Here is a 26,104-nt window from a genome sequence, read left to right on the forward strand (position 1 = left end):
AGATCTGAATTCGCAATTCTTTCAAATCTTTGCACTAAGATGTGGGTTTAACTTAATTCTATGAAAATAAACAATTTCCTGTCCAAAGTTTTAACTTTTGCTTTGGGACTCTTTGTAATGGCCTTTGGCGTGGCTCTATCAGTAAAAGCCAAACTCGGAGTTTCGCCCATTTCTTGTGTTCCATATGTTTTTAGTTTGAAATACCCGCTGACACTGGGAGAAACCACCATTATTATGAATGTTCTCCTCATTTTGCTGCAAATGGTTTTACTCCGAAAAAGGTATCAACTGTTCCAACTGATTCAGTTTCCGGTTATCTTCCTCTTCGGCATTTTCATTGATTTTACCCTGCATCTCATCTCATGGCTTAACCCGGTCAGCTATGGGGGACAGGCTTTCGCGTGCCTGCTGGGTTGTGTTATCCTGGCATTTGGCGTGTTTCTTGAAGTAAAAGCCGGACTCACTTATCTGCCCGGCGAAGGTCTGGCCATGGCCATTACCCAAACATTTAAGATTGAATTCGGGAAAACAAAGATTGGCGTAGACAGTTCGCTCGTACTAATTGGCATCGTCAGTTCGTTAGGTCTTTTGTCCGGAATCAGTGGAATCAGGGAAGGGACAGTTGCTGCAGCCGTACTGGTTGGTTTTATTGTCCGGTTCCTTAACCGAAAGATTAACTTCCTTGATGTATGGCTGAATATTAAATCGGAAGAAGAAAAGGCAACCCCCAACAAGGATGTCAAAGGACCGGTTGCTCCCCACCTGGTAATTACCATTTCGCGTGAATACGGAAGCGGCGGTCACGAAATAGGAAAAGCGGTGGCCGAAAAGCTGGGATTGAAGTTCTACGACAAGAACCTGATTGAGCTAACGGCCGGGAAAAGCGGTTTCACCAGCGAGTACATCGAGCAACACGAACAGAAACTGGCGCATACCCTGTTGTACGATTTGTACGAACAGGAATATGCCTACATCAACGAACGCAAACCCCCGCTGAATGCTTTATTCCTGGTACAAAGCAAAGTCATCCGCGAAATCTTCCGGAAAGAATCCTGCGTGATTGTCGGGCGATGTGCCAATTTTATACTGAAAGACCAGCCGGGCTGCGTCAATGTATTTGTTCACGCCAACGGCGAATTCAGGAAAAACAAAATCGTAAACGAATACGGTGTTCAGCCCGACAAGGCCGACAAGGTGCTGGAACGGACAGACCGAGAACGTTCGAACTACTGTACGCACTACACGGGCAAAGTATGGAACGACGCAACCAACTACCATCTCACGGTCGACAGCTCGCTGCTGGACATCCAAGCTACAGCCGACCTGATTGTCGAAACCGTGAAGGCGAAACAGCTGACACTGGCTTAACCGCAAATGATCTTCACCACCGGGCTTGTCACTGCGCAGGTCCGGTGTTTTTTTCTTTTTCCCGGAGAGAATTACAGGGTAAGATTCGCGGCATTTGGGGCAATGCACACACCGGTATCAATGAATTAACACATGTTTTACCCCGAAGTGAACCACCGGACGTAATTTTGCACAAAAATTTCAATCGGTGAACACAGACAAACTAAAAGGCCACTCAGCCCTGATTGCCGCCCTGTACCGGAAAGAACCTATCACCTGACTGAAGTTTGCCCAGCCACTTTCCACGGGGGAACCGGGCGCCAACCTGCCATAAAACTACCTGCTTCATACTTATATCGTATCTAACAGATAATTTCCCTTCAAAATTTTAATCCTGATTATTTTAAATTTTAATCTGGATTATTTTCAACTCTAATCATGGTTAAAATAATTTTTAATCAGCATTAAATTATATTTTAATCATGATTATTTTATAAATTAGCAATTATAATCAAAGTAAAATAACTAAACCTTTATCCCAAAACTATGTCACTTCAATACAAGATCATCTCTACCATTAAGCGTGGACAAACCGGGGATAACGAAAGAATCTGGTTTCCCAAGTTAACCGGCTCCCGTAAAATCGAACTGCAACAAGTTGCTGAGATAATGGAAAAACGCTCGACAGCATCGGAAGCTGACATTCAGGTTGTAATAACGGGCCTGGTGAATTTAATACCCGAGTTACTGCTTGACGGCAATACGGTAAAAATCGATAACTTTGGTTCCTTCCGGTTGCACGCAAAAGTGAGTACCGAAGATTCACCCGATAAGGTAACGTCGCGCAACATTAATGACTTGCGGATTAGTTTTCTTCCTGATAAGCGAATAAAGCAAGCTTTGAAACGGGCTAATTTCAAGAAAAAGAAGGAATAAATTACCGCTTCCGTGCACGAGACAAAACCCGTACGCCCATTAAAATAAAAATACCACCGGCCAGCCAGGCAACAACCACATTGTCGTTAATGAGTTGTCCTCCGGAAAAGAAAATATAAAACCCGAGCACAGCCAGTAAACCGCCAATGAGAAAATTGACATAGGCATACTTCTTCGAACTGCGCGGAATGTAAATCCAGTGCGGATACGTTCCGCCGGTAAAATAGCCGTCGACGTACATTTTGCTAATCCATTCGAGGTGCTGGTCGATGTAACTTCCGGTTTCAGTCTGCTTGTCAATTTTACTGATTTGCCACGGTTCGGTTGGCGTATTGCGGAAAGCTGCATAGTTGGGAGATAGCTTTTCCAACTCGCTCAGACTTTCATCGACAGCGAGCAAATCTTCCCATTTCACATTCCGCACAAAATCGCTTTCGCTCCGAATCGCGTCGCGGCTCAGCAAAAACAGCTCGCCCCGGGGCGTCCGGTAGGCAAACGTAACGGGCTTCTTCTCGCGAACAACATGATACGTAGTAATAAAGGGAGATATAGAACGCATCATTTTCATAACAAATTGCTTTAACGCGTGTATATATTGCTACGAGTTCCGTCTCCCCAAAAGTTTCACGCGAAAGACAACTTTTCCAAAGTTTAGAGCCTTGGAAAAGTTGCCCAAAAGCTTATTCCTCCCAATCGAGCCAGGCCGAAACCAACCAAAAGTTCATGTTATCGCCTTCGCGGGGTTGCGCTTTCGGGATACTAAAAGTAATCTTATGCGTACCCGGAGTGATGGAATCCAACGGAATGGTCACCGGAGGAACGTCAGTACCCGGACACCAGTTGGAACGCGAATAATCGGACGAAGCAATGGGTTCTTCCATCTCCTTTGTTTTGTACTTACCCGCCTTCCAGTCGAGGTATTGTACTTCCCTTTTTTCGAGCCACACACCAGAACTGGGATTAAACCGCCGAAACGAAGCACAATCAGTACGCCACGGAATAAAATCGTACACTTTCTTCCCGTCCAGCGATATAATGTTTTCCTTCTGCACAAACTCATCACCGCCATCCTGACCGCCATGTCCGGTAACGATGTACTGTAAACGCACTTTTTTTGCTCCTTCCGGGATGTCGACATCGACGTCGATGTTCTTCCGGGCAAAGATATCCGGATAGCCCTGTGGGCCGATGTAGTACACCGTATTCAGCACCGGTTCGGCATGGGTTGGCTTTTGTGCATCGCAGGGAATATCACTTTCGTTGAAGTCGAGTGTAGCGCTCAGCTGGTAGCCTTCCTTTGTCCAGGTATCTACCCACACGCCTATCCATACGTCGCCTTCCAGCTCCGAAATGCGGTCGGTAATATCTTCCTTCCACCAAACTTCCTTCGCCCACTTATCGATGTACACCGGTTTACGCGCCGACGTGGAGTCGCTGTAAAAGCCTACGCCAAACGGAGTCATAAAACGGAGAAGCTCGAGAACCGGCTGGTAATCGTCACCGGAAACAATGCCTTGCAAACCTTCCAGTTCTTTCCCCGGCTCGGGAAACTTCTTCTTTCCGGCCCATATATTCATAAAGTTGGTCGACGAATTCTGTGGTATCACAAACAACGAGCCCGCTTTGTCCCACCGGTCGCCATGCGATTTCAGAGTAACCGTTGCCGTTACTTTCACCGAACGTTGAAATTCGGGTACATGGATTTTCTTCAGCAACAAACGTCCGTCACCCAGATGAATGATACCGTTCGCATCTGGTTGAATACTGTCTTTCGGATATTTACCGGGAACAAAATTCACTACCTTATTATCGAAAACCAGATAGGTCTGGTCGCCCACCGCCGGTATTTTTTTCGGCCCGCAAGATGACAGCAACACGAGGGCCAGCAGATAAAGAAAGCTTCTTTTCATAGGATTCAACAATTGTTTGGTTTTATGATATTACAATTCAAATTCGAGCTTTCGCACCAGTTCGATGCCTTCCGGCGTTACTTCGGCCTGCATAGGAATAATCTCTACGCCTTCCCGGTAGGCTTCACGAAGTGCTTTGCCATATTCCGGGTCGATATCGTCGGCCGGGCCAAACCGATCGACATCCACGCGCTGAATAATGTAGAGCATTACGGCGCGCATTCCCTGTTTCTTCACCTCCATCAGTGTGTTCAAATGCTTACGTCCGCGAGTGGTGACTGCATCGGGAAACAGTGCAGCCTCTCCTACTTTCATGGTCACATTCTTCACTTCGATGAAACAGGTTTCCCCTTCTTTCTGCGCCATTACATCGAAGCGGCTATCGCCAAACTTTACTTCCCGCTTAACAGTATCGTATCCGCTCAACTCCGGAATCTGGTTGTCACGAACGGCTTCAAAAGCAATTTTGTTGGGATTATTGGTGTTAATACCCACCCAATCTCCGTTAATCTTTATCATCTCCCAGGTAAATTTCGTCCTTCTTTTCGGATCGTTTACCGGAGTCAGGTACACCTCCGCGCCATCTTCCAGGCAACTTTTCATCGTCCCTGAATTGGTGCAATGCGCCGTCACTTCGGTACCATCATCTAATTCTACATCAGCCAGAAATCGTTTATACCGCTTGATTAAACGGCCGTGAACCAGTTTCTCAGAAAAAATCATATATCTATACTTACTTTTATGCTTTTTTGGCAAAATCGTGCCAACTTGTTAAAGTTATACCAACTGCGAATATGTCCAAAACTAAACAATACCTTGTTTTCCACAGAAAACTTTATAAAGTTTGTGTTTCTCTAAAAGATCGGGTCGAATGAACAAATTATCTTCATCGCAATGGATATTCATTAATCAAAATGTTATTTTTTTATGGGAAGACTGTTTTAAATCAGGAGAATGCCGTAACTTGAAGATGCACATAAATAAATTCTAACCCTTTTACAATAGCATGCTTTACCCCCAGATAACTGAAAAACGAATGAGGCTTCATCCGGTTACATTGTTGTTTGCAGACCAGCCTGAGACAGAATCCGATTTTCGAAAACAATATTTCCGTGATTCGTTACCGCAGTTTCGGTTTGCCTTCCTGTTGCTTACTATATTGTACGCAGGATTTAGTATTGTAGATTATCTCTACATCCCCAACCGGTTAACAACCTTCTTACTCATCCGATTCGGTATCGTACTTCCGTTGATGGGCGGAACATTGTTTTTTTCCTACACCAATCTTTTCGAAAAAGTATGGCAGGAATTAATGGCCCTTTGCTACGTTGTTTCCGGAGCAGGTATCAGCTATATGCTTATTCTTGAGCCGGAAAACTTCACTTATTACGGAGGTTTGATGCTGGTCTTTGCCGCAGGCTATTTCTTCATACGACTCAGATTTTTGTATGCGTCCATTGCCGGCTGGATTACCTTGATTTTGTTCATTACCGGTAGAATAATTGCCCAGCAAACCTTCTCGGAATTGTTGGTCATATCCTTCTTCTTCTTCACGGCCATGAACCTGATTGGTATGTTTGGCTCATATTATCTGGAATATTATGCCAGACGAAATTTTCATCAGCATTTGCAAAGTCAGCAACAGCAAAATCTGCTTAACGAGACTTTCCAAAACCGTGAAAAAGAAATCAATCAACGTACGCTGGAGCTCAAACAAAAGAACAACCGGTTGACGCATGAGCTGGAACGGGGCAGAATTATTGAGCATGAGTTAATCCGTGTGAAAGAAAAGGCGGAAGAGTCGGATCGATTAAAAACGGCCTTCCTGACCAATCTTAGCCATGAGCTTCGAACACCGCTTAATTCAATTATTGGCTTTGCTTACCTGTTATCAAACGATGATATAGAACAGGAAGAGAGGACCGAATATCAACGTATTATTCACCAGCAGAGCGATTACATGCTCAGTCAGATTAATGATATCGTTGAGATTTCGAAAATTGAGAGCGGAAAATACGAGCTTGACTTCATTAAATGCAGCATACCAGAAATCTGCGATGATGTGATCGAAGTAATGAAGAAACAGTTGTTGCCGGAAGTCAATCTCGTTATTGATGAAAAATCTGAAAAACAGCACTTCCCGCCAATAAAAACCGATTGTGACCGGTTAGTTCAAATACTGAAACAACTAGTGTCAAACGCAATAAAGTACACACAAAACGGAGAAATCAGGATTGGTTACGACCTGAATTCGCGGGAACGCTTGTTGGAATTTTACGTCAGCGACACAGGTATTGGAATTTCAGAAGACAACCGGCAGAAGATATTCAAACGTTTCACCAAACTCGATCCGTTTGCGCAGGGAACCGGACTGGGACTCTCCATTTGCAAAGCGCTTGTTGAACAAATGGGCGGTAACATCGATGTGGAATCAAGTCCCGGAAACGGTACGACTTTCCGGTTTAATATTCCTTACGCACCAATTAAAACAACCGTAAGTTAGCCACGTTCCACTTTTAACCAGACGCCAAATTGTGCATCGTCAGTCGGAGGAATCATCGGCAGAATGCCTTCGGCTATTTTTCCGTCAACCATTTTGACAGGGAAACGGGACATTTGTGCTTTGATATCCTGACTAAACCGGCCTGGTCTATCAACGGTTATCTCCCATCTTCCGTCACTTTCAGGAGAAATCATCTCACGCAATTCCAGTGTTAAAACCCCCATGTTGTAGCGAGAGTTGATTTCCAGGCACGGATGCAATCGAAGCTTATTTTTCACGTCGCGGTACAGCAACAAATCGACTCCCACCCAACCGTGATACATATGTGAAAAAACACTTTCGGAAAGTACACTTTGTAGCAGCTGCCTGACAATAGGCACGTAATCCGTTAAAAAGCTTTTTTCATCCGCCGAAAGGCCCGGTGTTAATTCACGGATATAATTCCCCTGGTAACGCCCGGCGGCATCAGTTAAAAACGAAGATTGTCCCCGATAAGCGACTTCTCCTTTTCCTTTCGAATAGAATTGCAGGGACAAATCAGCGACTTTATTCAACCACGGTTCTACCATCACGTAGCCCTGTTGCTTCAGAAATCCGGAAATAACCTGCCGGTTTGACTGATTAAACTCATTTGCTCTCAGCATTTGAATTCCTCGTCCGGAAGCGCTCCAGGGTGACTTCACGACCAATCTCCCCCACTTACTCTGCAAGCTGATGATTTCCTCTAATTGCGTGCATAAAACAGGGCTTTCATCCAAAGGTAACAACCAGTCATTCTCTCCTGCCACTCTCAAAATTTCCGATAGAACTCCTGCGGCAGTTTTCCGGCTGTAAATCTCGCAGGTAGATTCTGTCCATTGAGCTATCGGTGAGCTTCTGAATTCATCGGAACAAAATTCTTTTAGAGGATTCAACCTTCGGTGAACAGCCGGACTCCACCCCCATGGATACAAAAATCCCTTTGGCTGCTGACAAAACGCCTGGTCATTAAGTGCTTCATCTTCCATCAAAAACTGTGGCAGATTCTTCCCCACTTTTTGCCAAAGGGTTACAAATGACTCCGAAGGAACTTCGTGAACCAACACAATATCAGTCTCTGCGGCAAAGAACATCGGCAAGGTGCTCAAATCTCTTTCAAATTGGAGCAGTCTTTTAGGAGGCATATAATTGGGATCGCCATTGGCAATGGCCAGCTCATTGGTCGGATTATAGAGATAAATATCAGCAAGCATACGACAAAAATACAGCTATGAAACCAAAGCACATTTGCCGGGCATTAAATTTTTGTCAAACGATATTTTTCTGTTTAGAAATTGTCGAAGGATAGAATGAGACCGAACTTCAGAAGCTTTGTTCTTTATAATCCTAGGTACAAGTTATGATAATCATTCCGCATCCGGTCCAAATTAAATTTCTCAAACACCAACTCACTGGCGTTCTTCGAAATTTGTTCTTTATAAGCATCATCGCCAATAATGCGCAAGACCCCATTGGCTAAATCATCTGTTGCTTTAACTTCTGTTAGATAACCTGTTTCATCGTGAATAACAGCTTCAGCAGTTCCTCCTGCCCTTGTTGTCACGACAGGAGTCTTTGCGGCAAAAGCCTCAAATATGGTTAAAGGTAGTCCCTCTTCTACTGAGGTCATTAATAAAACCTCCAACTCGGGAAGAACTTCATGAACGTCATTTCTAAACCCAGTAAAGATGATATGTTCGCCAATCTTCTTATTGTTTGAATAAGCTATCAATTCATTTTTCAATTCCCCCTCACCAATGATGACGAATTTGATCTTTTTATCTGTCTTCTGAAGAATCAAATCTGCCGTATCGATAAAAGTGAACAAATCTTTCTGTGGCGTTAATCCGGCAATATTCCCTACAAGTATCGTGTCCTCCGGTAGCTTATATTCATTCTTTAGGCGATGAGTATTTTTTTGTGAAGCAAAGAAGTTTACATCAATACTGTCGTATATGGTGATCACTTTATTCATGTCTTTTACTACTCCGTCAAAGACATCTCTTACCGCATTCGATACACAAACAATCTTATTGACCCGCTTATGATTATACTTAACTCTCTTGAAAAAATTATTGGCAATGCGGTTGTTCCTTTTTCTCGAATAAACGAGTTTGACGTTTGGGAAAAAGTTAATCACCAACAAGATCATGGAAAAAGCACTTGAATCATGGACATGAACGATATCAATCTGCTCGTCGCTGATTACTTTCTTAATCGTTTTAATAAATGGAATTGACAGGCCTGAATTAACCGGAGCCGTATAATGGTTAATTTGTCTTGCCTGGCATTTTTCAGAAAGTACAGACCCCGTTGGACAAAGAATCGTTTGTTTAATATCCGGTAGCGATTCGAGCAAACCGTAGGTATTCAATAGCTGAGAATCACCTCCTCGCCACTCTTTAATAGTAGCAATGTGTAAAATATTCATATTACCCTTAATGAATTTATGCTCAATATATTATCGGCCTTTGCTCAAATAGTTCAACGGTTCTGCAGCAATCGTTCTTCAATTCCACAAAGTCTACGGGATACAAAGCTAAAATTATTTTGCATTCTTCTCCGCCAAAATAATTAACCTTACATTGGTTAGTCTCACGTCATAACATACTTTTGCATTATTTAGTAATGCTTCCCGATTGTCACATTTACGTATCAAATGGCTGTCAGGTAGGACAATTCAATAAATAGTGAAAAAAGGAACAGTAAATAAATTTCACACAACATATAGTGTTGATTAATTTCGAAAAGAAAAATTAAATTCAATAAAATGAAAACAGCTCGTTTTTTAATCTGTCACCATCCCTTCGCCTCCGAAGATGAACCGGCCGAATTTGTACTGCACAACGCTCAACCCCGTTTTCTGGCCAAAGCGGAAGCGCTTGATTTTGAAGAATTGGAAACCCGACCAGATAAACCTTTCGGCGATGTTCTCTATATCAATGGTGAAGGAGCCATGGAAATCTACCGGCTGACTGTGACCGAATTTTATGACCGGGCGGACGATGACGACATTCTTCAGGTATTACTGCAGGGAGGTCACGATTTTTACGTTAGTTACCTTGACCAGGTGGCAGAAGATGAAGAGGAAAAGCCGGGATATCCTGTAAAAGATTTCAACAAGGAACTTCCGGGACTGAAGATTCTTCAGGCTTCCGACACATTCACCCTGGTTTACAATGGTCTTGTAGCTGATTTCAAAAGCGAAGAAGAGCTGGATGAGTTTCTTGAGCAGGATTTAGGAATCACACAATCAATGCTCGATCAGGGAATCATCAACAAATTTGAATAAAATCAGTTTTTTTTCTTGCCCCCGGCATTTCAAATGAATGCCGGGTTTATTTTGCTATGATTAGCAGTTTCACCCCCTTCTCATTCGCATTCTTCCTATAAAAAATTAAGATTTACCTATTTTAAGTCTCGATTTTTCAATTTCACAAAACCTTACATTAGTATTAAATATTTCGTTGTTTGATTGCATTTTGTCAGGTTATTGGTGGTTTTTAAAAGAAATATGTATATTTACCACAACAAAAGCTTTCAAAAAGAGTTATTATAGATATTAGATAAACGAATTATAAATACCAAACAATTGATTTATTATGTGTGGAATTGTCGGTGTATTTGACCTGAAAGTAGATTCGCAGCAGCTGCGCCCTCAGGTCCTGGAAATGTCCAAGAAAATTCGCCATCGCGGTCCGGATTGGTCCGGCATTTTTTGCGAGGACAAAGCCATTTTGGCTCACGAAAGATTATCCATTGTCGATCCTTCATCCGGAGGACAACCGTTGTACAGTAAAGACGGTAATTTGGTACTGGCTGTCAATGGCGAGATATATAACCACCAGGGAATTCGTGATCGATATGAAGACTCGTATGATTTCCTCACCAAATCGGATTGTGAAGTAATTCTTCCACTCTATCGCGAAAAGGGAAAAGATTTTCTGGAAGAATTAAACGGAATTTTTGCTTTTGCACTTTATGATAAAGAAAAAGATGAATACCTGATTGCCCGCGACCATATCGGTATTATACCGTTGTATATGGGATGGGATCAACACGGAAATTTCTATGTTGCCTCTGAGCTGAAATCGCTGGAAGGAGTCTGCAACAAGATTGAAGAATTTCTGCCCGGCCATTACTGGTCAAGCACCGAAGGTGAAATGAAGCGTTGGTACAAACGCGAATGGACGGAATATGATAATGTAAAAGACAATCCGGCATCCATCGACGAATTACGCGATGCTTTGGAAGCAGCTGTTCATCGTCAGCTTATGTCCGATGTACCTTATGGTGTATTGCTTTCCGGAGGCCTCGATTCATCGGTTATTTCCGCTATCGCGAAGAAATATGCCGCCCACCGGGTTGAAACAGAAGATAAAAAGGATGCCTGGTGGCCTCAACTACACTCATTTGCCATCGGTCTGGAAGGGTCGCCCGATTTGGCTGCTGCACAAAAAGTGGCTGACCACATTGGTACCGTTCATCATGAAGTTCACTTCACCATACAGGAAGGGCTAGATGCGGTGAAAGACGTGATTTACCATCTCGAAACATACGATGTAACAACCGTTCGCGCTTCCACGCCGATGTACCTGTTGTCACGAGTCATCAAATCGATGGGCGTGAAAATGGTACTTTCCGGTGAAGGTGCCGATGAAATTTTTGGTGGTTACCTCTACTTCCATAAAGCGCCGGATGCTAAATCTTTCCACGAAGAAACCATACGGAAGTTAAGCAAACTGCATTTATACGATTGCTTAAGGGCGAATAAATCGTTAGCAGCCTGGGGAGTTGAAGGACGTGTTCCTTTCCTCGACAAAGAGTTTCTAGATGTCGCTATGCGCTTGAATCCGGAAGCCAAGATGGCCAAGGATGGAAAAATGGAAAAATGGGTGGTGCGCAAAGCATTCGAAGATTATTTGCCCGAAAGTGTTGTCTGGCGCCAGAAAGAGCAATTCTCTGACGGTGTAGGATATAGCTGGATTGATACATTGAAAACCATGGCGGCGGAACAGGTTACCGACGAACAATTGGCTAATGCCAAATTCCGCTTTCCGGTGAATCCGCCTATGTCGAAAGAAGAATATTTTTACCGGGCCATTTTCAGTGAACATTTTCCGTCGGACCAGGCAGCTGCTTGTGTTCCGTCGGTACCATCAATCGCCTGCAGTACGGCTGAAGCGTTAGCGTGGGATGAGTCATTCCGCAACAGTGCCGATCCAAGTGGACGAGCAGTAAAGAATGTTCATCAACAAGCCTATAAATGATGAAAAAAGTTAACCCCAGTATTAGTTCACAAACAGCTGCCCGTTCCTGCTTCGGGTGGCTGTTTTACTTTTGAGGTAAATCCTTCTCCATTAAAACACTCAGCGTGCCATCAATTATCGCTGTTCCGGTTTCCCGGAAACCTACTTTCTGATAAAATTTTCGGGCACCAATTTGCGGTTCCGAGGTCTCCAAATGAAATTTAGAGTAACCGCGCGAAACCGCTTCCTTCTCCAAATTCATATATAGTTCCTTCGCCAATCCTGTCCCCTGATAATCCGGGTGAACGCGCATACGTTTTATCTCACAAAGTTGATTCGTTGTTTTCCGGAAAGCTCCCATCGCCACAATCTGACCTTCATTCTCGCCCACCAGAAAATAGCCGTTATCTCCCCCATATATGGTATCCAAATAAGGTAAATCGTCGTCCCACGGACCTTCTCCCCGGTACATTCCAATGGCCTCAAGCGCTGTCCGATGCAATCGTACTACTTTATCGAAATCCTCCTTGCGATACGCTCTGATTTTTACCATCTTCCTTACTACAATTAAATGAATTCACCCATATTAAAACATAATGCATCCATATTGTTTAGCCAGGAGTGGAATGTTTTATCTGTTCCTACTGAGAAGATGGTGCCCTATAAAACCAAAACCCCTCCGATTATTCATCAGAGGGGAGCACGGTTGAATACTAACAAAAACACCCAAACTTGTTAATATTCTAACTCTTGCGGAGTGAATACACCACGAGAGCTTACCGGTTTTTTCCCTGTCAAAAGAAGGTACCGGTGAACCATATTCTCCATGCACTTTGTTATTCAATAACACAATGAAAGCATCTATTCTTTTGCAATGACAAAACGATATCATGAAACATTCGAAATGCGAGTTGACAGGGTACCACCCACATAGACAACAACTTATCGATTACACTGACGAAAAGATGAGCTTTAAATCAATAAAAAGCAATGGTTTAAATATAAAAACTCTTTTAGCGCTGTCTCTGTCTCCAGGGCATCACAAGCATTTTAATAAAATTACCAAAGAGAAAACCAATAAGTCCCCCGATTATCATTCCGGTTCCAAATGGTATCTCTGATGAGGCAAATAGCTCTACTATGAATCCAATCCCCACCCCAAATGCCATCGCAATACCTACTGTGCTGTTTTTTCTTTCAGTCGGTGCCATGATTTACTTAATAGCAAGTCAGTAAATAAATAATATGTTAGTTAGTTTTCAATTATTAAAAATAGTACACTCCTGGCTTTTTAACAAATCTAGAGTAAGCAAGAAGGTTTGTTTTTGATGTATTTATATCTCTTATTTTTCATAATATTTTACGTTTAACGAAAGGATCTGTTCATTCACATATCAGATCCGTACATTCATCAAAAAGTTGGCTATTTTCTATAAATTTTTTATACGTGTTGTTTTCACCCATTTTCGGGAAATAGAGTTCATCATTCTTCAACAAATTTTCCAACATTTCATATGGTAAACAGTAACAAAAAACCCCTCCAGACCAGAGCAGTCAGGAGGGGTTGGTCAAACTAAAATGGAAACAATTAAGCCTGCTACGCTTCCATTGGACCGATACTAATAATTCGATTATGTCATCACTAAATCATATACCTGTTGAATGATGGAAAAGCGCAATTACTTGATAACAATCCATCGCGATTATTCCCTGAATTTATGAAATCAATTGGTAAAACATGTTAGTTTGCCGTACAAAACATGGTCTTAACAGTTTGTATTCCTGAAGATAAGACAAGATATTTACATTTCAAAATATTGTATTATAATAATGAAAAGCTTATAATATGAATCATTAAATCAGTGGTGAAAACTCCTATTTTATAGGACCTGAAATCGTTTGCCAATGAAAAAGCGGAGTCCTCTAAAGAAGACTCCGCTTAAACAACCTAAAAACTTTGCGAAAAGAGAAATTGGGTACTTACTACAAACACAGAATAGATTGATTTACTGAATGAAATAAAAAATAAATCAACCATGCATTCATACCAACTTTATTTTAATAACCACATTTGTCCATTGATATTGTCATCACCGTTAAATTGTCTTCCAACAGCCGCCTGAACATTATTAGCATTGGTATTATATTCGCTTTCAGGATACATCCAGCGTACCGGAACCTTACCATTATTACCAACGGCACCACCTGTGAGGAATTCAGGATAACCAGTTCTGCGATGATTAAAGAACTGCTCCCAACCAGTTTGGAAATAGAACTGAATATATTTCTGAGTAATAATATATTTGATACGATCATCAAATGTCGTGGCATTATCAAAATTAACCATCGGCTCATTCAAATACGCTGCAATTGCATCATCACCCAAATATTGGGCGTAATCAGTGGCATACTTTCGGTAGAATTGAAACGATGCTTTAATACCTTCATCATAAAATTCTTTCGCCTTTGCCAAGTCTCCACCTTCAATCCAGCCGCGAACGGTTGCTTCGGCCAAAATAAACTGCAACTCCTCGTACCCCATCAACTTATGCGGTTCATTGATCGGATTATCAAAATAGCGGGGATTCACCATCGAAACGTATCCTTTGTTACGCTCATCAGAAATAGCGCCAAACGTTAATGTCGGGTCAGCTCCTCCATACGCATCAAAGTCGTTTACCGGTAAATTAGCTGAAACACCATTAGGGCTTTGCTGACAAAAGACGAACAACCGGGGATCCTGACGATCTTTCAACATTTTAACGAATGTAGAATCCATACCTACGGAACCAAATTTCCCCAGGAATTCAAAATAACGACTTCCTTCCTGGTCAAGATAAACCAACTGACCGGCATCATCGAGACTTTCCATCAACGGTTCGTTTTGGTATATTGTCCGAAATCGTCCGGCAACATCCAGCGTGGCATCGCCAGCCTTATTAGACAGGTTCATCAGGATACGTAACCGAAATGAATTGATCAACTTCCGCCACTTCATCGGATCGCCACCATAAATAATATCACCATCAATGTAGGTTACGCTTTTCAAACCTTCATTGGCTGCTTTCAACTCATCGAGCAATGCCGGGATGATTGCTGATTGCGCATCGTATTGTGGCGTATAAACTGCGTCCGATTCGCCCTTCAAGGCATCCGAGTAAGGAATATCACCAAATCGTCGGGTGAGTTCATAAAACTGATATGCCCGGAAAAAATGCGCCAGATAAGCATATTCAGGCGTTCCCTGCTTGTCGGCTTCCTCAATCATTTTCGTAATATCCCGAAGCTGATTATAGCGGTCGAAATCACCACGATTCCAGGTATAATACTGTTCGTTGCTTGCACCATCAGAGTTCACCATGACCCGCGAAGCAAACATAGAGCTGGTACCTTGCCCGTTAAAGGCATTCCAGGCAATATCCTTCAACAGCAGCTTAGGATGCGTCTCCGGTGCATTATTGGGGTTAACATTAATATCCTGCAACTTTTCGCACGAAAACAGTGTGGCAGCCAACAGGAAGAATAATATGGATTTTTGTATGAATTTCATGATTTACATTGATTAGAATTTAACACCCAGTCCAAAACCAACATAACGTGCAGAAGGATCCTGCAGATTATCGTCATTACCGAAATCCGGATCAATCAGCTTCGCTTTCTTCCACATCGCCAAATTTCGTCCGATGAGCTGTACATACGCTTCTTTGACAACAGTTCCGGCAAAAAGAGAGGAACAGTCATATTTGATGGAAGCCTCGCGCAATTTAACGAACGAAGCATCGAAGGTATTAACGCCCATCTCTTTAGCACGATAACCATAGGTCATGGCCCAGTCGGAATACTTCAATCCTTTTTGGTTTTTCTCGAAAACGCGGGTATCCGAAGTAATATTTCCATCGGTATCGTATTGAACATCACCACTCACTACTCCTACCCCATTCGGAACATAAAGCTGACCAGCGTATTCCGCATCGCGGTTAGCTACCGACTCGGGATGCTTTCCTCCCCACCAGAGTTTAGACACAGTAAGCGAAGGCATGATTCCTCCCACTCGACCATCAACCTCAGCATTGAACTGCCAGTTTCCAACAGTAAACGTGTTGTTCCAACCAAACTGCCAGTTCGCGTTGAGATGACCTAATTTTCGCACAAACGGGTCACGAATAGGTAAACCACTCGCCTGGTCGATAATAGTCTGTCCATCGGGCGATTTTTGCCAAACAGTGGCATAATAGCTGTCTACACGTTCACCTTTATGTAAAAATACACGAGTTTTGTCTTCACGTGTATAACCAAATTTTTCAGCATCTCCATAAATTTCGCTCAGCACCTTTTTATTCGTGGACCAATTAATCGCCATGTTCCAGCGCATCTTACTGGTCAGCACTGGGACCACGTTCACCATCAACTCCACACCGGTCGTATTATACACGTTACCGTTTACCTTGCGGGAATCGAACCCGGACGTAATAGAAATCGGGAGATCGAGTATTTGATTTTCGTCTTTTACCTGGTAGTAGGTCGCATCAACTCTCAAACGATTCTTGAAGAATCCAATATTTCCTCCTAGTTCCCACGAGGTAGATTTTGCCGGCTGAATCTCACTGTTGGCCAAACCGGACGGATATGACATACCAGGAGTAGAGCCATACATTGATGTATTGGAATAGGTGTTGTAAAGGCTATACACACCCAGGTCAGTAGAGACTTGCGCCCATGTGGAACGCACCTGCGCATGGCTCATCCACGAAGGCAGCTTCACGATATTATCCAACACAAAACTTCCGGAAATCGAAGGATAGAAATAAGAGTTGTTATCGACCGGAAGTGTGGATGACCAGTCATTACGTCCGGATATGGTTCCGTAGAAGGCCTTGAACAGTTCAATATTCACACTTCCGTAAACGCTTCGGGTAGCCTTTTTTTCAATCTTGTTTTCAGCTTTTACCGGACCAAGACTATTACCCAGATTAAAAAGTCCACCGGTAATCAAACCATCAGTCGATGCATACTGATAATCGTGATCGTAGCGGAAAGAAGAACCTCCGGCGAAAGCATCGAGACTGAATTTATCGGAAAAACTCTTTGTATAAGTTGCCAAAACATCAAAATCGTAGTAGTTCCATTTGGTTTTCCAGTCCTCGAAATTCCCCAACACACTGTTTCCGTAATAAAGATAACTCTTCGGGGTCTTCCGGTTTTCGTACTGAAAACGATTCCGCACAGCACCACGCGCCTGGATAGACAAATTCGGCAAAAGCTGGTAGTTTAGCGAAACATTGCTGTTTACAACGTTTCGGTCGTAACCCTGGGTACATTCATAAGCCATGAAATAGGGGTTGTTGTACCACAAATAATTCCAGTTGGCCTGCTTGTAGTTTTCCTTACCTTTCATCCAGTAATCGCGCATATCCCGAACATCCACATCATATCCCATCCACACCACAATAGTGTACATGTGGTTCAACGGACCATACTTGTGACGAGGATAATTATCGGTGTACACCTTGTTGTACGAGAGTTTGGCATCCAACGTCAACTTGTTCGTAATCTTATATTGCGAACTCAAGTTGATGCCGGTGCTGTTCAGCTGCGAGTTGGGTACCATACCTTTTTGATGCATATGGCTACCAGATAGCCGAACAGAACCTTTATCATTAGAAGAGCTGATGCTGAAATTGGAGTTGGATACGATTCCGGTTTCCAGGAAATTTTTCAGGTTATCGGGATGCGAAACCCACGGAGTGGCGACGCGCTGATAACGATTGGCGTCATCATATTTAGTCCCTTTAACCGGACCTTTCCAGGGAATCATCTCGCCAGTTTGCGTGTCTTTGATCGGACTGTTCCATTGCACAATGTTCGTTCCCTGATCCAGTTTGGGTCCCCAAATCAGGTCATCATCGTGAATACCGCCACCGGCGCCATCCACAAATTTATATTGTCCCCCGGAACCATTTCCATATTCACTCTGCACTTTGGGGAATGCAACAAACCCGGCCGAGAACATTTCGCTGTTACTAACCGAAATATTCAGTTTTCCCTTAGCCGCATTTTTCGTGGTAATCATGATGGCTCCGTCTTTACCGCGCGAGCCATAAAGTGCCGAAGCAGCTGTTCCTTTCAGAACATTGATGCTGGCAATATCATCACTCGAAATATCATAAAAGTCAGTTGAGATAGGAATGCCATCCAATACAATCAGTGGCTTTTTCCCGCGAAGGAGAAAATCAGGAGCCTGAAACAAACCGGTTTTCGTATGAACAGTCAATCCGGAAACTTTTCCAGCAAGGGTATTCATCACGTTCACATCTTCCACCTGGGTGAGCTGCTTACCGGTAATCTCCTGCGTTGCATAGCCCAACCGTTTCTTTTCGGTTTTAATACCCAATGCCGTCACTACGACTTCATCAATTGCTTCGGTGTTTTTCTTCAAAACGACATTGATAGTTTGCTGTCCATCAACGGGAACTTCTTGTGGCGTGTAACCGATGAAAGAAAATACCAGCACACCTCCGCCCTGAGCATGAATGGTATAGTTTCCGTCGATATCGGTTACCGTTCCATCAGTGGTACCTTTTATGACCACGTTCACTCCCGGAATCGATTCTCCGTCCGGACTTTTAACAGACCCTTTTATTTCTGTTTGCGCAAAGGCCAGTTGTCCGAAAAGGAACAAGGAAAAGGCCATAAACAGAAAAAGCTTTTTTTTCATATCTTTAAAACAGTTAAATAAATAGGTTATTTGTAATAGCTTATTGCATAAGAAAGGGGTTGTTGCAGCAACCCCTTCTTTTATTCTTCATATTACATATCTTTCAATTTCACCCGATTAAACTGGGCTATCAGCGATTCCGGATTTTTCCGGTTTTGTTGCAGCGCGTCTTCAAAACTTTGGCTGCGTTCGCTTAAGGCAGCAATCGCAATGGTCAACACCCGCTCAAAGCCTTTTTGGGCTTTCGCCGAATTCATTTCACCACGAGCCACCTGTTTAGAATAGTATTTATTAATCTTACGAACGGCATTGTAAATAGCAGGCTTACGAATAACAATGCGTGTCGCCGGATTTCCCGGTGCAATGGGTTCCTGGTCGGTATAGTTTTTATTAAACATATCTACCAGGGGGGACAACGATGTATCGAAGCGACTCCCGTCGGCAACCGACGTGGTCGGCTTGGTATAACTATCCAAATCAGGCGAATAGAATTCCCACTTGTATTCTCTCGCAGTAGTTTCCTTATTTACCGGATGTTTGGTTTTTAATTTCGTTCCATTCATATTGGCTGCAAAATCCTGCCCCAAAAGGACTTGTAACGGCAAGAGCAACAGCACAACTAATAATAACCTTTTCATTTCGCTCAGTTTTAGTCAACAATCTTTAAATCAGACAATAAAAACAGCATCACAATTATCAGACGATGTTATTTTTACCGGTTCAAAACTACGGTGAGAAAAAATGGAACGTATTAAATGCATTTTATCAACGTGTAACCATACCATTTGGAAATGATTGAAGATTCATTTCAGAAATAATTCAATCCGATTACTGCCGGGCAAGATGAATCCAGAACATCCGAAAATACTCCCGAAAAAGAGTTTCTTCATCGGCTCAATCTTATTAAAACTTTATCCAGCTTTCGTTCGAATGGTTATTTTAGTCACCCGAATAATAAACCTGCCATAACATGAAGTCTTTTGTATCGTTACTAAGTATTCCGCTCGTCTTTTTATTGCTCTCTTGTCGACCGGTTCCCAAGGCTATCCGGCCAATCGAGGTAGTTCCACAACCTTATCGAATAACTGAAAAAGATGCGCCAGACTTCATCCTAAAATCTTCAACACCTGTTATCATCAGCGATTCCACCATGCTTCCGGCGGTAGAACAGCTGCGGCGAACAACTAAAATGAATCTGCCTGTCAGCTTCTCGCAGAATTTGCCTACCGGGAAGAAAGCCATCATTCTTCAATACAATCCAGCACTCGATTCATTGACAACTGAAGGATATACGCTTACAATCGACCAAAATCAAGTACTGGTTCAATCGTCCGGAACAGCCGGGCTTTTTTATGCTGTCGAAACCATCCGGCAGCTTCTTCCGGTAACGGTGGAAAAAGATACGCTTCCGGCACTGGCCTTACCAGCTGTTGAGATAACGGACAAGCCACGTTTCTCCTGGCGGGGAATGCACCTCGATGTTTCGCGCCACTTCATGCCCGTCGATTTCATTAAAAAGTACATCGATTATCTGGCCATGCACAAACTCAATGTTTTTCACTGGCACCTGGTCGATGGCATTGGCTGGCGAATTGAGATCAAGTCGCACCCCGAACTGACAAAATGGGGAGCCTGGCGAGTCGTCAAACCGGGGAAAAAGCCGTGGCAGGATTTTGAAATCTGGAAACCGGGTGATAACCGTCCCAAATACGGAGGCTTCTATACGCAGAAGCAAATCAAGGAAGTAGTGGCATACGCGAAGAAGCGCTTTGTTACGGTAGTGCCGGAAATCGAATTGCCCGGCCATTCTGAAGTAGTTCTTCAATGCTACCCCCAATTGCTATGCAAGGATAAAAACGGAAAACGGCTGCCGAACAACGGTGTTTATTGCGCCAGCAACCCGGCGAGTTATAAGCTACTGGAAGATGTGATTGATGAAGTGGTCAAGCTCTTCCCTTCGCAATACATCCACATTGGCGGCGATGAGGTGAATAAGAGTAACTGGAAGAAATGCGCCTCCTGCCAAAAGCTTATGCGCGAAAAACATCTGACACCTGACGGCCTTCAGAGTTATTTCATCAACCACTTCGACAAATACCTGAAATCGAAGGGACGGAAGCTCATCGGTTGGCACGAAATCCTGCAAGGTAAGCTCTCCCCTACCGCCAGCATCATGTACTGGGGCGGTGCAGATGGCGTGAAACGGGTGCTCGACAAGGGGCATCCGGTAGTTCTGGCCACCGGGTCACACCTCTATTTTAATCATCCACAAAGCCTAAGCAACAACGAACCCGAAGCATTTAATGGCGGTTACTCATCACTGAAAAAAGTATACAACTACGAGCCGTTACCAAAAGGAGCTACACAGACTGAAGCATCTCGCCTGATGGGCGTGGAAGCCTGCCTTTGGACCGAATACGTGCCAGATGTCAAACGACTGGAATATATGGTCTTTCCACGAATCGCCGCTTTGTCGGAAATTTCCTGGCAGCAGAAAGGCACCAAAAACTGGCAGCAATTCCGGACGCAAATGGCACGAATGCTGCACCGCTATAAAGCACTCAACATCAACTACGCACCAAGTGCCTACCGGCCCATCATCCATTTTTCGGTTAACCCGGAAAATAAGAAGCTGAAAGTGGGAATCAAAACGGAACTACCGGCCGACATCATCTATACCACCGATGGTTCAAAGCCCACTCTCCAAAACGGAACACGGTATACTCAAGCCTTTTTACTCGACCATCCGGCGACGATTAAAGCTATTTCGGTAAGAGATAGCAATATCCTGGTAGAACCCGAGATAAAAGAGGCTATTATTCACAAAGCCCGGGGAGCAAAGGTTACGCTGAAAAGCCGACCGGCGGCAAAATACAGTGCTCAGGGCGGACAAACCTTAACCGACCTGAATTTCGGCGGTAATAACTGGGGAAATGGTAAATGGATTGGTGTCATCGGGAAAGATTTCGATGCGGTTATCAGGCTCGATTCGGTGATGAACGTTCATGAAGTCGGCATGAATTGTATCGAACAGTCGAGCGCCGGCATTCGTTTCCCTGTAGGCATGGATGTCTGGCTATCGAAAGACGGAAAGCATTACCGGCATGTCAAAAGCTGGAAACAGGCCGAACCGGTGAATCGTGCAAAATCACCAGAAGTGAAAGTAAAAACCATCAAGGTTGATTTCCCGGAGCAGTCGTGTCGATACATCCGGGTAAAAGCGAAGTATGCACGTGTTCCGCACCAGGGCGTGTTTATTTTCACCGATGAGATTGAGGTTTATTGACCATCTGATTTTCATCTACCAGACCCCGGTTTGTCAATGGAAGAGGAAGTTACGTAACTCCACTGCCCCGTCTAATAACCGCGTTTACCCCGTCAGGGTACCCCTTGCACGGGGTGAATTAGTGCGTCGACGGGGTCATTGGACCGGGTCGACGAGGTCTTTTACTACGTGAAAGGGGTCACGGCACCCCGTCAAAGAAGTTATTTACCGCGTCGATACATTAATTTAATGGGTATAATAGAAAATGTACACCGCCCATAGTGTGAAATTCTCCGTCAACAGAAAGCTGCAACGAGCTGGCCAATAAGGAAATTTCCACAGGTTAATAATAGAACCAAATGGTTCGGTAATCGCGGATATTCTCGCCGCGAGAGGCCAGTTCTTCGAGGTATTCATAAATGGGAACATCCACGTAGTTATATGGCGGAATAGGCTTGATATTCTTCTCCCACGGATGGAATTCATACACACGCGAGCCTTCCGGTAAAATCATCACCAAACGCCGGTCCTGTCCGGCACGCAAATGGTTTTTACCCAAACGGGGAACATTGAACACCGGCTCATCCGTTCGATCGAGGCCGGGAAGCAAACGTGCTTCCTCTTTTCTCTCCTGCAGAATACGGGCAATTGGGACCATGTACTGCTTCGTCTCCTCTTTCCCTTTCATGTTAAAGGTATAATACGGGTCGATACCGATTGATTTCAAGTCCTTACGAAGCTTTGCCGTCTCAAAACGCCTTGAATTCTCGACGGTAAACACCTGCTGGTTATAAACGCTAATTCCTGCTTTGCGAAGCTTCCGGACTGCTTCCATTGCTTCAGGTGTTATTTCATACGAATGCTCGAAATGTGTGACAATGGAAAGCTGCAGACGGGGTGGCTGATGATATTTGGCCAACATCGAAACTAATTCATCAGTAAAGCGCATAGGTAGTACCACCGGTGTGCGCGACCCAATCCGGATACGATAAATATGCTTTTTTTCCGAAAGGATAGCCAGCATATTTTCCAACTGCGCATCTTTCATCACCAGCGGATCGCCTCCGGTAATCAGAACATCACCAATGCTTTTGTGCTGGTCAAACCACGAAAGAGCATTTTCAAGCTTATCCTTCGACGCCATCGCACGCGGTTCTAAAACCCGCTCAATCTCCCAGTTTCGCTGACAATACACGCAAATTTGTGCACAGGTGTTATACGGCTTAACGATGGCAATCATGGGATAACGGCGAGTCACCAAATCGATAGGAGAACAGTCATGCTCACCCATAAAATCGAATGATAGCTTCCGCCCGGGACGGAGTTCACTCATTTTATCCACATATTCCTTAGGCGGAATAACCTGCGCCCGTATAGCATGATCGTATCCAACAGATATTTGTGAATCCATCAGGCTGAGATAGTAAGGCGTTATGCCAAAAGCGATGTTGCTTTGAACCGCCTTATCGATCGCCAATTGCTGCTCAGCTGAAAGCTCAATTAAATCAGCCAGTGGTTGAGAAGTCCGAATGACATTCCTGATTTGCCACATGTAATTACTCCAATCCTTTTCGGAACCTTTGAAATACCGTAGAATTCTCGCCCGGTTCTCTGTTCGCCAGCTTATTACTTCCTCTTCCAGCCCGGATGGATATTTCTTGAAATACTTCAGCATACCGGAACCCATTTCGTCCAGTATTTCGGTATGCAAAAGAGCAGCTTCCCTACCTTTCATTCGAAGAAAATCCGGAATTCCTTTGCGGACCTCTTTATCTTCGAGATAGATAAACGACTTGCCAGTTACACCTCGAAAAAGATTGATAAACTCCAGAATAAAGCCAACCGATATCTTTTCTTTCAGTTCAGTCCGTTTATTTTTTGCTAATTTCCACAAGCTATCCAAAGCCGAAAACTCGGTCCTAAACTCATTGATAGGACCAATTATACTGCGCAATACTCTGATACACTCACGTACAGTGGATTTTTCCAGGATATGCAAATTGTTATCCAAATCAAAAACCTGACGCTCTGTACGATCTAAGTAGATATAAAACCGATCGCGTGCTTGTTCCAAATCTTCAGCCTCAACTAAAATCTGATAAATATCTTTATTTGCGTCCCAAAGCCGCTGGATATAGTTCTCATAATCAATATCAAAATGCGACTTAAACAAACTAACATCATCCGAAAAAATATCGTCCTGCACCTTGCTCCCGGCCCACTTTAGCTTGGGTACCATATGGTTTTCCGTTCTTTTTTTGACAGAACTCTTCCGTTTATTAACTGCATGTACCATGACGTAAGCTTTAAAGATTAGCTAAAAATTTCCCCACCAAAACTGCACTCTATACAAGATAATATAAATTTGATTATGAAGCAATTGAAAAAATGCCCCTAAAATGAATCAAATCAGTATATGCATGCAATAAATGAATTAAATTTTAAGAAGTGCTCTTTTTCGCTTATAATGGTGATAGATTGGATAGCCAAACACAGCCAACAGGATAACCGCGGTTCCTATGTAAAATCCGGCTGTCATTTGTTCCGACTCGCCAAAGATAAAGAAGGCGAGCAAAATACCATAGATGGGCTCCAGGTTGATGGTCAAGGCAACAATGTAAGCCGACAACTCCCGCATCACATCCACCTGAACGGCAAATGCAAATGCAGTACAAACAATTGCCAGCAGAAGCAGATAAAACAGGTCCATGCCTGTCATTTGGAGAGAAGATAAATTGAGTTGACCGGTAAACGCCAGGAATATAGAAATCCCGCCAAATCCGCCCAGCATTTCGTAGAAGCTAATAACCGACGCACTGTTATGAGCAATCAGTTTTTTATTCAGAACGGTAAACAATCCGGCCAGAAATGCAGAAGTCAGGGCAACCAGGATTCCAGCCGTATACTGTGTTTCGAAACGGAACACCATGTAAAGTCCCGCGATAATCATCAAACCGATAAATATATCAAGCAGGTTCAACCGACGACGATAAAACAAGGGTTCCAAGAAACTGGTAAACAACGTTGTGGAAGCAAGACACCCCAACGTTACGGACACATTGGAAATTTTGATCGCTCCAAAAAAGGTAATCCAATGCGCACCGACAATGAGTCCAACACCCAGAATTTGCAGTAAATCCTTCCGGGAAACGCGAAAACTTTTCTTCCGGATACGGAAATACAGATAAAACGAAACAGCCGCTATTAACATGCGAAACCAAACCAACTGTGTGGCCGGCAGCGTAATCAACTTACCCAAGATGGCAGTGAATCCGTAAATCAGGACTACAAAATGCAGCTTAAAATGGCTCTTCAGCGTTTCGCTTTTCATTGTCAGGTTATCTGTTTCTGCAAAGGTAATGCGGAATCGCAAGTGCCAAAATAAATTTACATACAGCAGATAAAAATTTATTCCTATTTCAGAAACTTCTCACGACGCTGCAGGTTCGTTAATCCGGCTAACAGGAAAATTACGCTGCCAACTGCCAGGAAGATTCGGTTCTTCTGGGTTATCTGACTCCAGATTAACTCATTCATATCATCCGGAATAGAGAATGGATTGAGAAAAACATTCCATTGGGTGCGGCTAAGGAAATCACTCAGGATTAACAGTGTAATCCCGACGATAACCATGATAACCGCTGTTCCATTTCCGTTTTTCACGACAGTGGATATCATGAATGACAAACACCCAAGAAATACAACCGGAAACATCAGCTGTAACGACATGGAAATAATAGGAAACGGCACCAGCGCATAGTAGCCCAGCACGCAAAACACCAGCAAGAACAGCCAAACCAGGATGAATATCATGACCAAACGAACCAGCCATACTTTATACCGGTAATCGGGTATCCCGAAAAGGATTTCCAGGATGCGCGCATCAGCATCGTTCTGAATGCCAAACGCCGTAGGATAAAAGATGAGCAGCACCGCCGGGAAATACAGAATTCCGTAAACCGATGACATCGTGTAACCCGGCTCGTTAAAGACTAAGTTGATGGCCAGCAGAATATAAAACACCAGCGATGCCAGGAAAAACCACAGAAACCGTCCGGCAAATATGATTTTCATGTTGTACCGCGCCATGCGGACAAGCAAATCCAACCAACGGCTTTTCACAATTCTATCGATATATCTTGTATTCATCTTCAAGCGTTC

The 26,104-nt window shown here is 43.5% G+C and carries 19 protein-coding genes; 6 read left to right on the plus strand and 13 right to left on the minus strand.

Features of this window, described 5'->3' with window-relative positions:
• Nucleotides 1-60: 60 nt before the first annotated feature.
• Nucleotides 61-1,368, plus strand: a complete 1,308-nt coding sequence (locus T426_RS0112320) for a cytidylate kinase family protein (RefSeq protein WP_025863991.1) — start codon at nucleotides 61-63, stop codon at nucleotides 1,366-1,368.
• A gap of 525 nt (nucleotides 1,369-1,893) precedes the next feature.
• The gene (locus tag T426_RS0112330; protein WP_025863990.1) at nucleotides 1,894-2,283 is read left to right on the plus strand and encodes an HU family DNA-binding protein; all 390 of its coding nucleotides are present in this window, start codon (nucleotides 1,894-1,896) and stop codon (nucleotides 2,281-2,283) included.
• 1 nt (nucleotide 2,284) lies between these two features.
• Here the strand turns inward: T426_RS0112330 and T426_RS0112335 are convergent, their stop codons facing one another.
• From T426_RS0112335 to sfsA, 3 genes are all read right to left on the minus strand, one after another.
• Entirely contained in the window at nucleotides 2,285-2,851 is a 567-nt protein-coding gene (locus T426_RS0112335; RefSeq protein WP_025863989.1) for a hypothetical protein, read from the minus strand.
• Between the two features lie 112 nt (nucleotides 2,852-2,963).
• Complete coding sequence (locus tag T426_RS0112340) at nucleotides 2,964-4,193, minus strand: PNGase F N-terminal domain-containing protein (protein ID WP_025863988.1); 1,230 nt, start codon at nucleotides 4,191-4,193, stop codon at nucleotides 2,964-2,966.
• 30 nt (nucleotides 4,194-4,223) lie between these two features.
• Nucleotides 4,224-4,916 carry a DNA/RNA nuclease SfsA gene (gene sfsA, locus T426_RS0112345; RefSeq protein WP_025863987.1) on the minus strand — a complete coding sequence of 231 codons (693 nt, stop codon included), beginning with the start codon at nucleotides 4,914-4,916 and terminating at the stop codon, nucleotides 4,224-4,226.
• A gap of 313 nt (nucleotides 4,917-5,229) precedes the next feature.
• On the opposite strand from sfsA, the gene T426_RS25160 reads away from it, so the two are divergent.
• The gene (locus T426_RS25160) at nucleotides 5,230-6,696 is read left to right on the plus strand and encodes a sensor histidine kinase (protein ID WP_025863986.1); all 1,467 of its coding nucleotides are present in this window, start codon (nucleotides 5,230-5,232) and stop codon (nucleotides 6,694-6,696) included.
• Here the strand turns inward: T426_RS25160 and T426_RS0112355 are convergent.
• A complete protein-coding gene (locus T426_RS0112355) occupies nucleotides 6,693-7,928 on the minus strand; it encodes a hypothetical protein (RefSeq protein ID WP_025863985.1) in 1,236 nt (411 codons plus the stop codon). The two genes, T426_RS25160 and T426_RS0112355, sit on opposite strands and share 4 nt — an antisense overlap.
• 125 nt (nucleotides 7,929-8,053) lie before the next feature.
• On the minus strand, nucleotides 8,054-9,145 hold the full coding sequence (locus tag T426_RS0112360) for a glycosyltransferase family 4 protein (protein ID WP_025863984.1): 1,092 nt from the start codon (nucleotides 9,143-9,145) through the stop codon (nucleotides 8,054-8,056).
• 339 nt (nucleotides 9,146-9,484) lie between these two features.
• Here T426_RS0112360 and T426_RS0112365 point away from each other — a divergent pair, with 339 nt between their 5' ends.
• Entirely contained in the window at nucleotides 9,485-10,006 is a 522-nt protein-coding gene (locus tag T426_RS0112365) for a hypothetical protein (protein WP_025863983.1), read from the plus strand.
• 310 nt (nucleotides 10,007-10,316) lie between these two features.
• Nucleotides 10,317-11,984, plus strand: a complete 1,668-nt coding sequence (gene asnB, locus T426_RS0112370; protein WP_025863982.1) for an asparagine synthase B — start codon at nucleotides 10,317-10,319, stop codon at nucleotides 11,982-11,984.
• Nucleotides 11,985-12,048: 64 nt separating this feature from the next.
• On the opposite strand, the gene T426_RS23595 is transcribed toward asnB, so the two are convergent.
• From T426_RS23595 to T426_RS25165, 5 genes are all read right to left on the minus strand, one after another.
• Entirely contained in the window at nucleotides 12,049-12,516 is a 468-nt protein-coding gene (locus T426_RS23595) for a GNAT family N-acetyltransferase (RefSeq protein WP_025863981.1), read from the minus strand.
• A gap of 460 nt (nucleotides 12,517-12,976) precedes the next feature.
• Nucleotides 12,977-13,174 carry a hypothetical protein gene (locus T426_RS0112380; protein ID WP_025863980.1) on the minus strand — a complete coding sequence of 66 codons (198 nt, stop codon included), beginning with the start codon at nucleotides 13,172-13,174 and terminating at the stop codon, nucleotides 12,977-12,979.
• Nucleotides 13,175-14,016: 842 nt separating this feature from the next.
• Nucleotides 14,017-15,513, minus strand: coding sequence for a SusD/RagB family nutrient-binding outer membrane lipoprotein (locus T426_RS0112390; RefSeq protein WP_051538704.1), 1,497 nt, complete (start codon nucleotides 15,511-15,513; stop codon nucleotides 14,017-14,019).
• 12 nt (nucleotides 15,514-15,525) lie between these two features.
• Nucleotides 15,526-18,678, minus strand: a complete 3,153-nt coding sequence (locus T426_RS0112395) for a SusC/RagA family TonB-linked outer membrane protein (RefSeq protein WP_025863978.1) — start codon at nucleotides 18,676-18,678, stop codon at nucleotides 15,526-15,528.
• Between the two features lie 92 nt (nucleotides 18,679-18,770).
• Complete coding sequence (locus T426_RS25165; protein WP_051568986.1) at nucleotides 18,771-19,316, minus strand: hypothetical protein; 546 nt, start codon at nucleotides 19,314-19,316, stop codon at nucleotides 18,771-18,773.
• 332 nt (nucleotides 19,317-19,648) lie between these two features.
• On the opposite strand from T426_RS25165, the gene T426_RS23605 reads away from it, so the two are divergent.
• Nucleotides 19,649-21,964, plus strand: coding sequence for a beta-N-acetylhexosaminidase (locus tag T426_RS23605; protein WP_082229547.1), 2,316 nt, complete (start codon nucleotides 19,649-19,651; stop codon nucleotides 21,962-21,964).
• 322 nt (nucleotides 21,965-22,286) lie between these two features.
• On the opposite strand, the gene T426_RS0112415 is transcribed toward T426_RS23605, so the two are convergent.
• The 3 genes from T426_RS0112415 to T426_RS0112425 form a co-directional block, all read right to left on the minus strand.
• A complete protein-coding gene (locus tag T426_RS0112415; RefSeq protein ID WP_081782407.1) occupies nucleotides 22,287-24,182 on the minus strand; it encodes a KamA family radical SAM protein in 1,896 nt (631 codons plus the stop codon).
• A 195-nt stretch (nucleotides 24,183-24,377) separates the two neighbouring features.
• A complete protein-coding gene (locus tag T426_RS0112420) occupies nucleotides 24,378-25,274 on the minus strand; it encodes a DMT family transporter (RefSeq protein ID WP_025863975.1) in 897 nt (298 codons plus the stop codon).
• An 83-nt stretch (nucleotides 25,275-25,357) separates the two neighbouring features.
• The gene (locus T426_RS0112425) at nucleotides 25,358-26,092 is read right to left on the minus strand and encodes a hypothetical protein (protein ID WP_051538697.1); all 735 of its coding nucleotides are present in this window, start codon (nucleotides 26,090-26,092) and stop codon (nucleotides 25,358-25,360) included.
• Between the last annotated feature and the right edge of the window lie 12 nt (nucleotides 26,093-26,104).

This window comes from Prolixibacter bellariivorans ATCC BAA-1284, assembly GCF_000621705.1.
Taxonomy (GTDB): domain Bacteria; phylum Bacteroidota; class Bacteroidia; order Bacteroidales; family Prolixibacteraceae; genus Prolixibacter; species Prolixibacter bellariivorans.

Excerpts from the sequence above, each read along its gene's own strand:
- T426_RS0112360 (WP_025863984.1), bottom strand. The coding sequence starts at position 9,145 with ATGAATATTTTACACATTGCTACTATTAAAGAGTGGCGAGGAGGTGAT.
- T426_RS0112380 (WP_025863980.1), bottom strand. The coding sequence starts at position 13,174 with ATGGCACCGACTGAAAGAAAAAACAGCACAGTAGGTATTGCGATGGCA.
- T426_RS0112420 (WP_025863975.1), bottom strand. The coding sequence starts at position 25,274 with ATGAAAAGCGAAACGCTGAAGAGCCATTTTAAGCTGCATTTTGTAGTC.
- T426_RS25165 (WP_051568986.1), bottom strand. The coding sequence starts at position 19,316 with ATGAAAAGGTTATTATTAGTTGTGCTGTTGCTCTTGCCGTTACAAGTC.
- T426_RS0112320 (WP_025863991.1), top strand. The coding sequence starts at position 61 with ATGAAAATAAACAATTTCCTGTCCAAAGTTTTAACTTTTGCTTTGGGA.
- T426_RS23595 (WP_025863981.1), bottom strand. The coding sequence starts at position 12,516 with ATGGTAAAAATCAGAGCGTATCGCAAGGAGGATTTCGATAAAGTAGTA.
- T426_RS0112390 (WP_051538704.1), bottom strand. The coding sequence starts at position 15,513 with ATGAAATTCATACAAAAATCCATATTATTCTTCCTGTTGGCTGCCACA.
- T426_RS23605 (WP_082229547.1), top strand. The coding sequence starts at position 19,649 with ATGAAGTCTTTTGTATCGTTACTAAGTATTCCGCTCGTCTTTTTATTG.
- sfsA (WP_025863987.1), bottom strand. The coding sequence starts at position 4,916 with ATGATTTTTTCTGAGAAACTGGTTCACGGCCGTTTAATCAAGCGGTAT.
- asnB (WP_025863982.1), top strand. The coding sequence starts at position 10,317 with ATGTGTGGAATTGTCGGTGTATTTGACCTGAAAGTAGATTCGCAGCAG.
- T426_RS0112355 (WP_025863985.1), bottom strand. The coding sequence starts at position 7,928 with ATGCTTGCTGATATTTATCTCTATAATCCGACCAATGAGCTGGCCATT.
- T426_RS0112365 (WP_025863983.1), top strand. The coding sequence starts at position 9,485 with ATGAAAACAGCTCGTTTTTTAATCTGTCACCATCCCTTCGCCTCCGAA.
- T426_RS0112335 (WP_025863989.1), bottom strand. The coding sequence starts at position 2,851 with ATGAAAATGATGCGTTCTATATCTCCCTTTATTACTACGTATCATGTT.
- T426_RS0112340 (WP_025863988.1), bottom strand. The coding sequence starts at position 4,193 with ATGAAAAGAAGCTTTCTTTATCTGCTGGCCCTCGTGTTGCTGTCATCT.
- T426_RS25160 (WP_025863986.1), top strand. The coding sequence starts at position 5,230 with ATGAGGCTTCATCCGGTTACATTGTTGTTTGCAGACCAGCCTGAGACA.
- T426_RS0112330 (WP_025863990.1), top strand. The coding sequence starts at position 1,894 with ATGTCACTTCAATACAAGATCATCTCTACCATTAAGCGTGGACAAACC.
- T426_RS0112425 (WP_051538697.1), bottom strand. The coding sequence starts at position 26,092 with ATGAATACAAGATATATCGATAGAATTGTGAAAAGCCGTTGGTTGGAT.
- T426_RS0112415 (WP_081782407.1), bottom strand. The coding sequence starts at position 24,182 with ATGGTACCCAAGCTAAAGTGGGCCGGGAGCAAGGTGCAGGACGATATT.
- T426_RS0112395 (WP_025863978.1), bottom strand. The coding sequence starts at position 18,678 with ATGAAAAAAAAGCTTTTTCTGTTTATGGCCTTTTCCTTGTTCCTTTTC.